We start from the raw sequence: 14,187 nt of genomic DNA on the forward strand, positions 1-14,187 counted from the left end.
CCGCATGACGCACTCGGTCTCGACACTGCTCATCCTCGGAGCGACGGGGGACCTCTCCTCCCGGCTCCTGCTCCCCGCGATCGGCCAGCTGCTGACGCGCGAACCCGACCGGAGGCTGCAGCTCGTCGGCGCCGGCCGCGAGGACTGGACGCAGGAGCACTGGCACGAGGTCCTCTCCACCTCGCTCGCGACGGTCGAGACGAGCGGCACCGGCGCCGACGAGATGGTGGCGGGCACCCGGTACCAGCAGATCGACGTCACCGATCCGGAGGCGCTCGCCGCGCTGCTCGCGAGCTGCGAGGGCCCCGTCGCGATCTACTTCGCCCTGCCGCCCGCGATCGCGGCGAAGGCGTGCGACGCGCTCGCCGCGCACGACCTGCCCGCGGGAACCGTGCTCGCGCTCGAGAAGCCCTTCGGCGTCGACGAGGAGAGCGCCCGTGCCCTCAACGAGCGCCTCGCCGCACTCGTGCCCGAGGAGCGGGTCCACCGGGTCGACCACTTCCTCGGCCGCGCCACCGTGATGAACCTGCTGGGACTGCGCTTCGCCAACCGGATCCTCGAGCCGCTGTGGTCGGCCGAGCACATCGAGAGCGTCGCCATCGTCTACGACGAGCAGCTCGGGCTGGAGGGGCGCGCCGGCTACTACGACGGCGCCGGTGCCCTGATCGACATGATCCAGAGCCACCTGCTGCAGGTGCTGGCGGTCGTCGCGATGGAGGCGCCGTCGACGCTCGACGCCGCCGACCTGCGCGACGCCAAGGGGATCGTGCTGCGCGCCACGCGGATCCGCGAGGAGGAGGGCTCTCGCCGGGCGCGGTACACCGCCGGGTCCGTCGACGGACGCGAGCTCCCCGCGTACGCCTCGGAGGAGGGCGTGGACCCCGAGCGCGGCACCGAGACGCTCGCCGAGCTCACGGTCGAGATCGACACCTGGCGCTGGGCCGGCGTGCCCTTCACGCTGCGCTCCGGCAAGGCGCTGGGCGAGCGCCGCCGCGAGGTGGTCATCCGCTTCAAGCCCGTGCCGCACCTGCCCAGCGGCTTCCACGGCACGGAGTCGCCCTCGGTGCTGCGGCTGTTCCTCGCTCCGGACAAGATGGCGCTCGAGCTCAACATCAACGGTCCCGGCGACCCCTACACGCTCGAGCGCGCGTCGCTCGAGGCGACCTTCGGGGCCGGCGAGCTGCTGGCCTACGGCGAGGTGCTGTCGGGGATCCTCGACGACGACCCGTCGCTCTCGGTCCGCGGGGACGCGGCGGAGGAGTGCTGGCGGATCGTGCAGCCGGCGCTCGACGCCTGGCGCTCGGGCGCCGTGCCGCTGGACGAGTACCCCGCGGGCAGCGAGGGCCCGGAGGGCTGGAAGCAGGTCTGAGCGGGAGGCGCGTCTCACGACCCCGCGGTGCCGGGGGATCTCGATACGCCCGCTGCGCGGGCTACTCGATCAGCAAGGGGGGTGCGGATCCGCTCGCCGGGGCCTAGCGGGTCGCGTCGACCGGGAGCTGCGCGGGTGCGTCGAGCTCCGCCCAGACGGCGATCGGCTTCGGCTCCCAGGTGAGGGCCGCGGGCTCCGTCTCGACGGGCGGAGTGGAGGCGCGCATCACCGGGATCGCCGAGGTGACGGGATTCTCGGTCTCCGCGACGCCTGCGCGCAGCTGCTGCACCTGGATCGCTCCGGCGAGCTCGTGCGCCAGGGACCTTGCGAGCATCCCGTGGAAGATCGGATCGCGGTCGTCGTGGCTGCGGCGCGTGACGACCCACGCCCCGTCGGAGCCGACGAACGCGGCGAGGCGCTCGTGCACGACGGCGAAGAGCTCGTCCTGCGTGAGCGCCGGGGCCGGGACGACCTCGGGGACCGGCGGGCGGCGCCTCAGACGAAACCTCATGACGAACCCCGATTCCCGTGCGACCAACAGCTGAGACCAGTGTCGCGGCGGAGCGAGGATGCAGTCCGCTGACACGCCGCCGCACAGGGCGAACGGCGCGTCAGCGGGCACGATCAGCGATCGCGCTTCTTACCCTTCTCCTCCTTGGCGAGCTCCTTGGAGTCGTAGGAGACGGATCCGAAGGCGACCGCCACGGCGATCGCCCAGCTGACCCACTGCAGGACGAGTCGCCAGTCGCGCGGCCCCTTGCGGGTCGTCTGAAGGATCGACCAGCCGCCGACCAGCGCGCTGATGACGCTCGAGTTGAGGATGAACTTGCGCATCGATTGCCTCCCGGTGTTCACGACGACGCTACCGGTGCCGTCGCGATGCCCGGAGCGGTTGACAGGACGGACCCGTCCTCCCGCTACCGTGGACCGCCGCCCGGCAGCATCCGGGCGCCGGGAGGAACGGAACCGCATGCGCACCGCAGTCATCGGCGTGGTCCTGCTCCTGCTCGGAGCGGTGGCGGTGCTCACGGGCGTCCTCCCTCCGGAGGCGCTGGGCGCGCTCGTCGAGCGGACGGGACCGATCCTCGCCTTCGTGGTGGCGGTCACGGTCGTGGCCGAGCTGGCCTCGGAGGCGGGCGTCTTCACCGTGGTCGCCGAGCGCGCCGCCGTCTGGGGTCGGGGCCGCACGGCCGTGCTCTGGCTGCTCGTCGTGCTCCTCGCGGTGCTGAGCACGGTCTTCCTGTCGCTCGACACGACCGCGGTGCTGCTGACGCCCGTCGTGGTGCTGCTCGCGGCGCACGTGAAGGTGTCGCCCCTGCCGTTCGCGATGGCGACGGTCTGGCTGGCGAACTGCGCGTCGCTCCTGCTGCCCGTGTCGAACCTCACGAACCTGCTCGCGGAGCGTCGACTCGGCGTCGACGGGCCGCTCGAGTTCGCCGCGCTGACCGCTCTGCCCGCCCTGGTGGCCGCCGCGGTCCCGGTGCTGGTGCTCGCGATCCGGTACCGCCGCGAGCTGGCGGGCCGCTACAGCGCGGGGGAGCGGACGCCGATCGGGGACCGCGTGCTGCTCGTCGGCTCCGGCGCGGTGGTGGCCCTCCTGCTGCCCGCGCTGGTGTCCGGACTGGAGGTGTGGATCCCCGCCACGGCCGCGGCGGTGGTGCTGGTCGTCCTGTTCGCGGTGCGCCGGCCCCGCGCGCTCCGCGCCTCGCTCCTCCCGTGGCAGCTCGTCGTCTTCGCGGCCGGCCTCTTCGTCGCGATGGAGGCGGCGCACCAGCTCGGGCTGGGGGCGGCGCTCGCCGTGGTCGCGGGGCAGGGCGGCGCAGTCGCGGACCTGCTGCGTCTCGCCGGCTCCGGAGCCGTGGCCGCGAACCTCGTCGACAACCTGCCGGCGTACCTCGCTCTCGAGCCCGTGGCCGCGGATCCGGTGCGACTGGTCGCCCTGCTGATCGGCGTCAACGCCGGTCCGCTGATCACGCCGTGGGCGTCGCTCGCGACCCTGCTCTGGCACCAGCGGCTGACGGCGATGGGCGTTCGGATCTCGTGGACGCAGTACGCGCTGCTCGGTCTCGTCGCGGTCGTGCCGACCGTCGGCGGCGCGGTCCTCGCGCTCGCCGTCGCGCAGGGTTAGGCGGCGGGAGGACATCTCCTGTCCGACACCCGTTCGAGAGGGGCTGGTAGCCTCCTGGGGTCCACGACGACCCGATTCGACGAGGGGTACACCATCTCCGAGCACGCAGTTCCCGACCTCCAGGACGGTGCTCCGGCGCCGCGCAACGCGTTCGTGGTGGTGTCCAACCGGCTCCCCGTCGACCGTGTGACGGCCGAGGACGGCACCGCCTCGTGGAAGACGTCGCCCGGTGGACTGGTGACCGCGTTGGAGCCCGTGATGCGGGCGAACGAGGGCGCCTGGGTGGGCTGGCCGGGAGTCGCCGACGAGGTCGTCGCCCCGTTCGAGAACGACGGCGTGCTGATCGTGCCCGTCGCCCTCAGCGCGCAGGAGCTCGAGGACTACTACGAGGGCTTCTCGAACGACACGCTCTGGCCGCTCTACCACGACGTCATCGCGCCCCCCACCTACCACCGCGACTGGTGGGACGCCTACGTGCGGGTCAACCGGCGCTTCGCCGAGGCCGCCGCCGCGGTGACGGAGGAGAACGGCGTCGTCTGGGTGCAGGACTACCAGCTGCAGCTCGTGCCCAAGATGCTCCGCGAGCTCCGACCCGACGTCACGATCGGCTTCTTCAACCACATCCCGTTCCCGCCGTACGGGATCTTCGCCCAACTGCCGTGGCGCAAGCAGATCGTCGAGGGCCTGCTGGGCGCCGACGTCATCGGCTTCCAGCGCCAGGGCGACGCGGGCAGCTTCCTCCGGGCGGTGCGGCGACTGCTCGGCTACGACACCCGCAGCACCGTCGTCGAGGTCCCAGTCGAGGACGAGGCCGCCGGCGGCACCCGGCGCGTCAACCGCTCCCGCCGGGGAGCGAGCGTGCGGCCCGTGGTGGCCCGGCACTTCCCGATCTCGATCGATTCGGCCTTCTTCGAGGAGATGGCCCGCACCCCCGAGATCCAGGCGCGCGCGAAGGAGATCCGCGACGAGCTCGGGAACCCCGAGGTGATCATGCTCGGCGTCGACCGGCTCGACTACACCAAGGGCATCGGGCACCGCCTGAAGGCGTTCGGCGAGCTCCTCGCCGACGGCCGCCTCAGCACCGCCGACGCCGTGCTCGTGCAGGTCGCGAGCCCCAGTCGCGAGCGCGTCGACACCTACCGCCAGCTGCGCGACGACATCGAGCTGCAGGTCGGCCGGATCAACGGCGACTACGGCAGGATCGGGCACCCGGCGATCAGCTACCTCCACCACGGCTACCCCCGTGAGGAGATGGTGGCCCTCTACCTCGCCGCCGACGTGATGCTCGTCACCGCGCTGCGCGACGGGATGAACCTCGTCGCCAAGGAGTACGTCGCCTCGCGCTTCGACAACGACGGCGTGCTGGTGCTGAGCGAGTTCACCGGAGCGGCCGACGAGCTGAAGCAGGCGGTGCAGATCAACCCCCACGACATCTCGGGGCTGAAGGACGCGATGGAGGCCGCCGCGCGCATGCCGCGGGCCGAGAAGACGCGGCGGATGCGGGCCCTGCGCCGTCGGGTCCTCGAGAACGACGTCGCGCGCTGGTCCGAGAGCTTCCTCTCGGCGCTCACCGAGCACGCCGCGGGCCAGCAGCTCGACGTGCGGCCGGCGGCGCGCGGCCAGGAGGCCCCGGTCGGCCAGGAGGCCGAGCACCGCGAGGACTCCGAGCGCGGCAAGGAGGCGGAGGCGCGATGAGCACCGTCACCCCCTCGCCCGTCGACCCGCACCTCCCCGGCGTCCCCGACCGCCTCGTCCTCGCCCTGCGCGAGTTGGCGGCGACCGGGCGGCTGCTCGTCGCCCTCGACTTCGACGGCACCCTCGCCCCGGAGGTCGACGACCCCGCGCGCGCCCGCGCTCTGCCCGAGGCGCGCGAGGCCGTGCTGCGCCTCCTGGGCCTGCCCGGCACCCGTGTCGCGCTCGTCTCGGGTCGCGCGCTCGAGAGCCTGGAGGAGGTGTCGCAGCTCCCCGACGAGGCCCTGCTCGTGGGCTCCCACGGAGTGGAGATCCGGCTCGACCCCGACGAGGACGCCGTGCGCCTGAACCCAGTCGAGCTCGCCAAGGTCGACCGGCTCGAGGGCGTGCTCAAGGGCATCGCCCGCGGGATCGACAACGTGTGGATCGAGGACAAGCCGGCCGGCTTCGCCCTGCACACCCGTCTCGCCACCGACAAGCACAGCAGGGTCGCGCACGTCGTCGCCCTGTCGGAGGCGCGCGCCGAGGTCGCGGGCGTCCACGTGCGCGAGGGAAAGAACGTGCTCGAGTTCTCGGTGCGCTCCACGACCAAGGGCGAGGCCGTCGAGCACCTGCGCCGCTACACCGGCGCCACCGCGGTGCTCTACGCGGGCGACGACGTGACCGACGAGGACGCCTTCGCCGTGATGCGCGCGGGTGACGTGGGCGTGAAGAGCGGGCCGGGCACCACCTCCGCGGCGTACCGCGTGCGGGGCCCGGAGCAGGTCGCGCACGTGCTCTCCCTGCTGGCGGAGTTCCGCGGCGCCCCGGCCTGACGAGGAGCGTGATCGGGGCGCTCGGGAGCGCCGGAGCAGGGGTCGCGAGGCGGTAGCCTCGTCACATGCCGGAAATCGATTGGAAGCCTCGTTCGCGCACCGTCACGGACGGCATCGAGGCCACGACGTCCCGCGGGATGCTCCGCGCCGTCGGAATGGGCGACGACGACTGGGAGAAGCCCCAGATCGGGATCGCCTCCTCCTGGAACGAGATCACCCCCTGCAACCTCTCCCTCGAGCGCCTCGCGCGCTCCGCGAAGGAGGGCGTGCACTCGGGCGGCGGGTACCCGCTGCAGTTCGGCACCGTCTCGGTGTCGGACGGCATCTCGATGGGCCACGAGGGCATGCACTTCTCGCTCGTCTCGCGCGAGGTCATCGCCGACTCCGTCGAGACCGTGATGATGGCCGAGCGCCTCGACGGCACCGTCATGCTCGCCGGCTGCGACAAGTCGCTGCCCGGCATGCTGATGGCCGCCGCGCGACTCGACCTCGCCGCCGTCTTCGTCTACGCCGGATCGATCGCTCCGGGCTGGGTCAAGCTCTCGGACGGCACCGAGAAGGACATCACGATCATCGACTCCTTCGAGGCGGTCGGCGGCGTCAAGGCCGGGATCATGTCCGAGGAGGACGCCAAGCGCATCGAGTGCGCCTTCGCCCCGGGCGAGGGCTCGTGCGGCGGCATGTACACCGCGAACACCATGGCCAGCGTCGCCGAGGCGCTCGGGATGAGCCTGCCCGGCTCGGCCTCGCCCGCTGCGGCCGACCGCCGCCGCGACTACTTCGCCCGCAAGTCCGGCGAGGCCGTCGTGGAGCTGCTGCGCAACGGCACCACCGCGCGCGACATCCTGACGAAGGAGGCGTTCGAGAACGCGATCGCCGTCGCGATGGCCTTCGGCGGATCCACCAACGTCATCCTGCACCTGCTCGCGATCGCCAACGAGGCCGAGGTCGACCTCACGATCGACGATTTCAACCGCATCGGCGACACGATCCCGCACATCGGCGACCTCAAGCCCTTCGGCAAGTACGTCATGAACGACGTGGACCGCCACGGCGGCGTCCCCGCCGTCATGAAGGCGCTGCTGGACGCCGGCCTCCTGCACGGCGACTGCCTGACGGTCACCGGCAAGACGGTCGCCGAGAACCTCGCGGCGATGGACATCGCGCCGCTGGACGGCGAGGTCATCCGCACGCTCGACAACCCGATCCACGCGACCGGCGGCCTCACGATCCTCAAGGGCTCGCTCGCCCCCGAGGGCGCGGTCGTCAAGACGGCCGGCTTCGACGCGTCCGTGTTCGAGGGCCCCGCGCGCGTCTTCGAGCGCGAGCGCGCCGCGATGGACGCCCTGACGAACGGCGAGATCGAGAAGGGCGACGTGGTGGTCATCCGCTACGAGGGACCGAAGGGCGGCCCGGGGATGCGCGAGATGCTCGCCATCACCGCCGCCATCAAGGGCGCGGGCCTCGGAAAAGATGTACTACTCTTGACCGACGGACGATTCTCAGGCGGCACAACCGGCCTGTGCATCGGACACATAGCACCCGAATCGGTGGACGCAGGTCCCATCGCATTCGTGCGCGATGGGGACCCGATTCGGGTCGACATCGCCGCTCGCTCGATCGACCTACTTGTCGACGACTCCGAGCTCGCCGCCCGCCGAGAAGGCTGGGCCCCCCTTCCTCCGCGCTACACCCGCGGTGTCCTCGCCAAGTACGCCAAGCTCGTGCGCTCGGCGGCCGTGGGCGCCACCACCGGGTGACCCCGGCCCGCTCCCGCCGGCCGCGCACTCGCGCCTCCCGCGTCCAGGACCTCGCGGTCCCGGGCCCGCCGCCGCACTCCCTCTCGAAGGAAACGACACCCGCATGACCCCGGACCCGTCCGCCGTGCATCCCGCACCCACGCCCCAGCCACCCCGCCCCGCCGCGTCCGCAGCGGCCCCGGCCCCCGCGGTCGAGACCCTCACCGGAGCGCAGGCGGTCGTCCGCTCGCTCGAGATGCTCGGGATCGAGGACGTCTTCGGCCTGCCCGGCGGCGCGATCCTCCCGGTCTACGACCCGCTGATGGACTCGTCGAAGATCCGCCACATCCTGGTCCGCCACGAGCAGGGCGCCGGCCACGCCGCCGAGGGCTACGCCTCGGCGACCGGCAAGCTCGGCGTCTGCATCGCGACGTCCGGCCCCGGAGCGACGAACCTCGTCACGGCGATCGCGGACGCCTACATGGACTCCGTCCCGATGCTCGCGATCACCGGTCAGGTCTTCTCGACGCTGATGGGCACCGACGCCTTCCAGGAGGCGGACATCGTAGGCATCACCATGCCGATCACGAAGCACTCGATCCTCGTCACCCGCCCCGAGGACATCCCGCAGGCGCTCGCCTCCGCCGCCCTCATCGCCACGACCGGCCGTCCCGGCCCCGTGCTCGTCGACATCACGAAGGACGCGCAGCAGAACGAGGCGCCGTTCCTCTGGCCGCCGAAGATCGACCTGCCCGGCTACCGCCCGGTCACCAAGGCGCACGGCAAGCAGATCCAGGCCGCGGCGCAGCTGCTGGCCGAGTCGAAGAAGCCGGTGCTGTACGTGGGCGGCGGCATCATCCGCGCGCGCGCCTCCGCCGAGCTCCTCGCGTTCGCCGAGACGTCCGGCGCACCGGTGGTCACCACGCTGATGGCCCGCGGCGCGTTCCCGGACTCGCACGAGCAGCACCTCGGCATGCCCGGCATGCACGGCACCGTCCCCGCGGTGCTGGCGCTGCAGGAGGCCGACCTGATCCTCGCGCTCGGCTCGCGCTTCGACGACCGCGTGACCGGCAAGGCGGCGCTCTTCGCCCCACACGCCAAGGTCGTGCACGTCGACATCGACCCCGCCGAGATCTCCAAGATCCGCACCGCCGACGTGCCGATCGTGGGAGACCTCAAGGATGTGCTGCCCGACCTCACCGACGCCTACGCCAAGGTGATCGACGGCGGCGCTCCCGACACCTCCGAGTGGTGGTCCTACCTCAAGGGCCTCCAGGAGGAGTTCCCGCTCGGCTACACGGAGCCGACCGACGGCCAGCTCTCTCCGCAGTACGTGATCAAGCGCATCGGCGAGATCACCGGACCCGAGGGCGTCTTCGCCTCCGGAGTCGGCCAGCACCAGATGTGGGCCGCGCAGTTCATCAAGTACGAGCGCCCCAACTCGTGGCTGAACTCGGGCGGCGCCGGCACCATGGGCTACTCCGTCCCGGCCGCCATGGGCGCCAAGGTCGGCGAGCCCGACCGCGTCGTGTGGGCGATCGACGGCGACGGCTGCTTCCAGATGACCAATCAGGAGCTCGCCACCTGCACGATCAACGACATCCCGATCAAGGTCGCGGTGATCAACAACTCCTCGCTCGGCATGGTGCGGCAGTGGCAGACCCTCTTCTACGAGGGCCGCTACTCCAACACCGACCTCAACACGGGACACGACACCGTGCGGGTGCCCGACTTCGTGAAGCTGGCCGACGCGTACGGCGCGCTCGGCATCCGGGTCACGAAGCCCGAGGAGATCGACGACGCGATCCGCCTCGCGATCGCGACGAACGACCGCCCCGTGGTCATCGACTTCGTGGTCAGCCGCGACTCGATGGTGTGGCCGATGGTGCCCCAGGGCGTCTCGAACAGCTACGTCCAGTACGCCAGAGACCACAGCCCGACCTGGGACGACGAGGAGTAGACCGCATGACGCACCACGTTCTCTCCCTGCTCGTCGAGGACAAGCCGGGACTGCTCACCCGTGTCGCCGGGCTCTTCGCCCGACGCGGCTTCAACATCGAGTCCCTCGCCGTGGGCCCGACCGAGCTCGACGGACTGTCGCGCATCACGGTCGCCGTCGACGTCGAGGACCTCCCGCTCGAGCAGGTCACGAAGCAGCTCAACAAGCTCGTCAACGTGATCAAGATCGTCGAGCTCGACCCCGACCAGTCGGTGCACCGCGAGCACCTGCTCGTGAAGGTGCGCGTCGACAACGTCACCCGCTCGCAGGTGCTCGAGGCCGTGAACCTCTTCCGCGCCCGCGTGGTCGACGTCGCGACCGACGCCCTCGTCATCGAGGTGACGGGCGACTCCGGGAAGACCAACGCCTTCCTGCGGGTCATCGAGCCCTACGGCATCAAGGAGATCGCGCAGTCGGGCCTGCTCGCCATCGGGCGCGGCTCGAAGTCGATCACCGAGCGCGTCTTCAAGAACTGACCGCGACCACTCCTCAACAGAAAAGGACACACCACGTGACCGAGCTCATCTACGACACCGACGCCGATCTCTCGATCATCCAGGCCAAGAAGGTCGCCATCGTCGGCTACGGCTCGCAGGGCCACGCCCACGCGCAGAACCTCCGCGACTCCGGCGTCCAGGTCGTCATCGCGCTCAAGGACGGGTCGAAGTCGACCGCCAAGGCCGAGGACGACGGCTTCGAGGTCAAGAGCGTCGCCGACGCCGCCGACTGGGCCGACCTGATCATGATCCTCGCGCCGGACCAGCACCAGCGCGCGATCTACAGCGAGCAGATCGCCGACAAGCTGACCGAGGGCAAGACGCTCGCCTTCGCGCACGGCTTCAACATCCGCTTCGGCTACATCGAGGCCCCCGCGGGCGTCGACGTGATCCTGATCGCGCCGAAGGCCCCCGGCCACACCGTGCGCCGCGAGTTCGTCGCCGGCCGCGGCATCCCGGACATCATCGCCGTCGAGAACGACGCGACCGGCACCGCCTGGGAGACCGCGAAGTCGTACGCGAAGGCCATCGGAGGAACCCGCGCGGGCGTCATCAAGACGACCTTCACCGAGGAGACCGAGACCGACCTGTTCGGTGAGCAGGCCGTGCTCTGCGGCGGCACCTCGCAGCTCGTCCAGTACGGCTTCGAGACCCTCGTCGAGGCCGGCTACCAGCCCGAGATCGCCTACTTCGAGGTGCTCCACGAGCTCAAGCTGATCGTCGACCTGATGTGGGAGGGCGGCATCGCCAAGCAGCGCTGGTCGGTCTCCGACACGGCCGAGTACGGCGACTACGTGTCGGGCCCCCGCGTCATCGACCCCAGCGTCAAGCAGAACATGCAGGCGGTCCTCGGCGACATCCAGAGCGGCGCGTTCGCGAAGCGCTTCATCGCCGACCAGGACGCCGGAGCCCCCGAGTTCCAGGAGCTGCGCGCCAAGGGCGAGCAGCACCCGATCGAGGCGACCGGCCGCGAGCTGCGCAAGCTGTTCGCCTGGAAGCAGACCGACACCGACTACACCGACGGCAGCGTCGCGCGCTGACGCACTGACGCCTGACGGACCGAGGGAACCCCGGACCGTCGAAGGAACCCGCTCCGGCGGTATCCCTCGACGGGTCGGGGTTCCCTCACGTCCGGGGTTCCCTCGGGGCGGCGGGTAGCGTGGGGCGGATGGAGCGACGGGCGCGGCGGCTGCGGCAGTGGGACGAGACGGCGGCGGCGATCCGGGACGGGCTGTCGTACGGGGTGTCGGCGGGGGTCGTGCTGTGCGGGCTCGCAGGAGCGGGTCTCGCGGCGGCGCTGGCGTTGCTGTCGGGCGGGATCCTGGAGTCGTCTCCTCCGCTGCTGCGCACCCTCGCGGCTCTGCCGCTCGCACTCATCGCGGCGACGACGCTGGTCGTGACGGCGTCGCAGTTCCGTCGGCACTCCGACCGTGCTGCGCGGCGGTTCACGGCGGCGGCGTGGCCCGTGCCAGCGGACTTCGACCGGAGCGATCTGGATCGGACCGCCGATCTGCCGTTCGACGTGCGCCTGCCCGAGGACGCCCTCGACCCCGCGGACCTGGCCCGGATCCTCGCACCGTCGGCCGGCGAGCGCGCCGAGGCGCGGACGCGGAGCGCCGCGGCCGGCCTCCGGAGCCGCTCGGTGCTGGTCGCCCTGCTCTCGATCGCGGGCGTGGCCGCGGCGGGTGCCGGCCTGCTCCTCCTGTTCGCGACTCTCCTCCTCAGCGGAGAGGAGCGGTTCGCCGTCGCGGCCGCCGTGCTCGCCGCCGCCGGGGCCGGGGCGGGCATCGGATCCTCCCAGGCGAACGCCGTGCCGATCGCCCTCGCGCGCGTCGGCGACGCGCAGCTGGCGCGGAGCCGTCGCCTGCTCGTCGAGCTGTGGCCGGGGGACCTCGAGGAGGGGCCGCTGTCGGTCCGCGGGGGAGCGGCCGCGATCGACCGGCGGGCCCTGCCCGGGGCGTCACGGAGGGCGGCGCCGGCGAGCCCCGCCGCCGGACGGGCGGCTCCGATCGTGATGCTGGCCGCCGTGCTGCTCCCGGTGCTGGTGCTGCCACTGCTGAGCTGACGGGCTCTAGCTCCCGGCCTCCCGCGCGAGGCGGCGCAGGCCGCCCTTCGGAGGGACGCGCACGGGGTCCGGCCAGCGGGGCGCCAGGTGGTCGCCGAGGGTGACACGCCGGATCTTCCGGCCGACCAGGGGGAGCACCCAGTCCGTCGTCCAGCGCTGCTGGTCGCGCAGCCACTCGAGGGGAGTGAGCGGCTCGGGCGGATCCCACGGTCCGTCCGAGATCGAGTGCGGCACTCCGAGGGTGTCGAGCACGCGGGCGGCGAGGTAGCGGTGGCCGCGCTGGGAGAGGTGCATCCGATCGGGCGACCACATCACCGGCTCGCGGAACGCCTGCATCCGCCAGTAGTCGACGAGGACCGCGCCGCGCTCGCGGGCGATGCGGCGCACCGCGCTGTTGTAGATCCGATTGCGGCGCACGAACATCCGCGGCGCGGGCAGTCCGGGGATGTCGAAGCCCGTGAAGAGCACGAGGACGGCACCCGTGGTCGCGAGGTCGTCGACGAGCTTCTCGTAGCGCCGGACCAGCACCTCCATGTCGGTGCCGAGGTCGAGGATGTCGTTCCCGCCCGCGTAGAGCGTGACGAGCGTGGGCCGCAGCGCGAGCGCGGGCTCGAGTTGCTCGTCGCGGATCTGCGCGAGCCGCTTGGAGCGGATGGCGAGGTTCGCGTACTCCCAGCCGGGCTCGGCCTTCGCGAGACGGTCGGCGACGCGGTCGGCCCAGCCCCTGACTCCGTTGGGCAGTCGCGGATGCGGATCGCCGACGCCCTCGGTGAAGGAGTCGCCGATCGCGACGTAGCGCCGCTCGCCGGCCGCCGCAGTGCGTTCCCCCATCCGGGGAGGATCGCGGGCGGGGGAGACCGGGCGGTGGCGAGCAGGTGTCCGGGCGGTGACCCCTCACTCCGAGCCGCCTGGGAGCCGAGCGCGGTTAGGGTGTCGGGGTGATCGATGCCAGGGACGACGACGCGCTCAGCTGGGCGGGCGAGGACGAGGACCCGACGCTCGCGGCGGGGCCGGGGACGACGCGGCGGCGTCCGCCCCGCGCGGTCCGCTCGGCGCCCCAGGAGCGACCGGCGCTCGAGGACGAGACCGAGGCGCCGCTCCCGGAGGAGCTGCGCGAGGACGAGCCGGAGGAGGACGAGGCGTCCGAGCTCGACGCCGCGGCCGCCTCCTCCGTGCTGCTCATCGCGACCGGGGTCACCGCCGGCGTCTACCTGCTGTACACGATCGCGTGGATGATCTCGGCCACCCGTCAGAACGCCACGATCGCGGGCACCTTCGCCGGCGACGCGGTCGGCGGGGGGCTCTACGGCCTCGGGCTGTGGCTGGCCGTCGCCGCTCCCGTCGCCTGGTTCACCGCGACGCTGCTCGGCACCCGCGACGCGCGGGTGCGCACCCGCGTGCTCTGGCTGGTCGCGGGACTCGTGCTGCTCGCTCCGCTGCCGTTCCTGAAGGGGGCGTGAGGATGAGCGACGAGACCGCCACGAAGGCCACCCTGGGCGGCCGGCGCGCGGGTCGGGGGAAGCGCTTCGCGCTCTCGGCGCTGATCGCCGTGCTGTTCGGGGCCCTCTTCGCGTGGGACGTGTGGGAGGCGATCGGCAACCTCGTGGGTATCCGCGCCTACGCCGCGGGGCTGAACACCGATCTCAACGCGACCGGATGGACGGTGCTGCTGCTCGGGCTGGCGCTGCCCGTCGTGTGCTTCACCGTCGCGCTGCTGCTCGGGCGGCGCCGAGGAGTCGCCGCGCGCGCGGGGCTCCTGTTCGCGGCGCTCTGCCTCTCGGCCGTGCTGTCGCTGGACGTGCAGCAGGTCTTCGGCTTCGCGAGCCTCGTCTCGCTCGGCTGAGCAGCGCGTCGCCACGGCGGGGAGCGCGGCGTCACACGGC

General features: G+C 72.1%; 14 protein-coding genes. 11 read left to right on the forward strand and 3 right to left on the reverse strand.

Annotation, left to right across the window (positions count from 1 at the left end):
• The first annotated feature begins 4 nt into the window (after positions 1 to 4).
• Positions 5 to 1,369: a glucose-6-phosphate dehydrogenase gene (locus LRG51_RS17285; protein ID WP_211315637.1), complete on the forward strand. Its 1,365-nt coding sequence runs from the start codon at positions 5 to 7 to the stop codon at positions 1,367 to 1,369.
• Positions 1,370 to 1,472: 103 nt separating this feature from the next.
• Here the strand turns inward: LRG51_RS17285 and LRG51_RS17290 are convergent, their stop codons facing one another.
• Positions 1,473 to 1,880: a hypothetical protein gene (locus tag LRG51_RS17290; protein WP_230673968.1), complete on the reverse strand. Its 408-nt coding sequence runs from the start codon at positions 1,878 to 1,880 to the stop codon at positions 1,473 to 1,475.
• A gap of 113 nt (positions 1,881 to 1,993) precedes the next feature.
• On the reverse strand, positions 1,994 to 2,203 hold the full coding sequence (locus tag LRG51_RS17295; protein ID WP_055793576.1) for a hypothetical protein: 210 nt from the start codon (positions 2,201 to 2,203) through the stop codon (positions 1,994 to 1,996).
• A gap of 136 nt (positions 2,204 to 2,339) precedes the next feature.
• Between LRG51_RS17295 and LRG51_RS17300 the strand changes: the two genes are divergently transcribed.
• The 8 genes from LRG51_RS17300 (at position 2,340) to LRG51_RS17335 (ending at position 12,304) form a co-directional block, all read left to right on the forward strand.
• A complete protein-coding gene (locus tag LRG51_RS17300) occupies positions 2,340 to 3,497 on the forward strand; it encodes an SLC13 family permease (protein ID WP_230673969.1) in 1,158 nt (385 codons plus the stop codon).
• 159 nt (positions 3,498 to 3,656) lie between these two features.
• Positions 3,657 to 5,192 (forward strand): alpha,alpha-trehalose-phosphate synthase (UDP-forming), encoded by a 1,536-nt coding sequence (locus LRG51_RS17305; RefSeq protein ID WP_055793923.1) that lies wholly within the window; start codon positions 3,657 to 3,659, stop codon positions 5,190 to 5,192.
• Entirely contained in the window at positions 5,189 to 6,004 is an 816-nt protein-coding gene (gene otsB, locus LRG51_RS17310) for a trehalose-phosphatase (protein ID WP_055793572.1), read from the forward strand. The genes LRG51_RS17305 and otsB overlap by 4 nt, the downstream gene beginning before the upstream one ends.
• A gap of 65 nt (positions 6,005 to 6,069) precedes the next feature.
• Entirely contained in the window at positions 6,070 to 7,764 is a 1,695-nt protein-coding gene (gene ilvD / locus LRG51_RS17315; protein WP_056867668.1) for a dihydroxy-acid dehydratase, read from the forward strand.
• Between the two features lie 103 nt (positions 7,765 to 7,867).
• Positions 7,868 to 9,703, forward strand: coding sequence for an acetolactate synthase large subunit (locus LRG51_RS17320; protein ID WP_230673970.1), 1,836 nt, complete (start codon positions 7,868 to 7,870; stop codon positions 9,701 to 9,703).
• A gap of 5 nt (positions 9,704 to 9,708) precedes the next feature.
• Positions 9,709 to 10,218: an acetolactate synthase small subunit gene (ilvN, locus tag LRG51_RS17325; RefSeq protein WP_055793566.1), complete on the forward strand. Its 510-nt coding sequence runs from the start codon at positions 9,709 to 9,711 to the stop codon at positions 10,216 to 10,218.
• A 35-nt stretch (positions 10,219 to 10,253) separates the two neighbouring features.
• Positions 10,254 to 11,279 carry a ketol-acid reductoisomerase gene (gene ilvC / locus LRG51_RS17330; protein WP_055793564.1) on the forward strand — a complete coding sequence of 342 codons (1,026 nt, stop codon included), beginning with the start codon at positions 10,254 to 10,256 and terminating at the stop codon, positions 11,277 to 11,279.
• A gap of 128 nt (positions 11,280 to 11,407) precedes the next feature.
• On the forward strand, positions 11,408 to 12,304 hold the full coding sequence (locus LRG51_RS17335; RefSeq protein ID WP_230673971.1) for a hypothetical protein: 897 nt from the start codon (positions 11,408 to 11,410) through the stop codon (positions 12,302 to 12,304).
• A gap of 6 nt (positions 12,305 to 12,310) precedes the next feature.
• On the opposite strand, the gene LRG51_RS17340 is transcribed toward LRG51_RS17335, so the two are convergent.
• Positions 12,311 to 13,135 (reverse strand): SGNH/GDSL hydrolase family protein, encoded by an 825-nt coding sequence (locus tag LRG51_RS17340; protein ID WP_055793560.1) that lies wholly within the window; start codon positions 13,133 to 13,135, stop codon positions 12,311 to 12,313.
• A 107-nt stretch (positions 13,136 to 13,242) separates the two neighbouring features.
• Between LRG51_RS17340 and LRG51_RS17345 the strand changes: the two genes are divergently transcribed.
• Together LRG51_RS17345 and LRG51_RS17350 are read left to right on the forward strand one after the other, a co-directional pair.
• Complete coding sequence (locus LRG51_RS17345) at positions 13,243 to 13,764, forward strand: hypothetical protein (protein ID WP_055793559.1); 522 nt, start codon at positions 13,243 to 13,245, stop codon at positions 13,762 to 13,764.
• 2 nt (positions 13,765 to 13,766) lie between these two features.
• Positions 13,767 to 14,147, forward strand: coding sequence for a hypothetical protein (locus tag LRG51_RS17350; RefSeq protein WP_055793557.1), 381 nt, complete (start codon positions 13,767 to 13,769; stop codon positions 14,145 to 14,147).
• The last annotated feature ends 40 nt before the right edge of the window (positions 14,148 to 14,187 follow it).

It is taken from the genome of Rathayibacter sp. Leaf248, assembly GCF_920939495.1.
In the GTDB taxonomy this organism is placed as follows: domain Bacteria; phylum Actinomycetota; class Actinomycetes; order Actinomycetales; family Microbacteriaceae; genus Rathayibacter; species Rathayibacter caricis.

What these genes read in the sequence shown, in the direction of transcription:
- LRG51_RS17285 (WP_211315637.1), top strand. Translation starts at nt 5, where the DNA reads ATGACGCACTCGGTCTCGACACTGCTCATCCTCGGAGCGACGGGGGAC.
- LRG51_RS17290 (WP_230673968.1), bottom strand. Translation starts at nt 1,880, where the DNA reads ATGAGGTTTCGTCTGAGGCGCCGCCCGCCGGTCCCCGAGGTCGTCCCG.
- LRG51_RS17295 (WP_055793576.1), bottom strand. Translation starts at nt 2,203, where the DNA reads ATGCGCAAGTTCATCCTCAACTCGAGCGTCATCAGCGCGCTGGTCGGC.
- LRG51_RS17300 (WP_230673969.1), top strand. Translation starts at nt 2,340, where the DNA reads ATGCGCACCGCAGTCATCGGCGTGGTCCTGCTCCTGCTCGGAGCGGTG.
- otsB (WP_055793572.1), top strand. Translation starts at nt 5,189, where the DNA reads ATGAGCACCGTCACCCCCTCGCCCGTCGACCCGCACCTCCCCGGCGTC.
- ilvD (WP_056867668.1), top strand. Translation starts at nt 6,070, where the DNA reads ATGCCGGAAATCGATTGGAAGCCTCGTTCGCGCACCGTCACGGACGGC.
- LRG51_RS17320 (WP_230673970.1), top strand. Translation starts at nt 7,868, where the DNA reads ATGACCCCGGACCCGTCCGCCGTGCATCCCGCACCCACGCCCCAGCCA.
- ilvN (WP_055793566.1), top strand. Translation starts at nt 9,709, where the DNA reads ATGACGCACCACGTTCTCTCCCTGCTCGTCGAGGACAAGCCGGGACTG.
- LRG51_RS17335 (WP_230673971.1), top strand. Translation starts at nt 11,408, where the DNA reads ATGGAGCGACGGGCGCGGCGGCTGCGGCAGTGGGACGAGACGGCGGCG.
- LRG51_RS17340 (WP_055793560.1), bottom strand. Translation starts at nt 13,135, where the DNA reads ATGGGGGAACGCACTGCGGCGGCCGGCGAGCGGCGCTACGTCGCGATC.
- LRG51_RS17350 (WP_055793557.1), top strand. Translation starts at nt 13,767, where the DNA reads ATGAGCGACGAGACCGCCACGAAGGCCACCCTGGGCGGCCGGCGCGCG.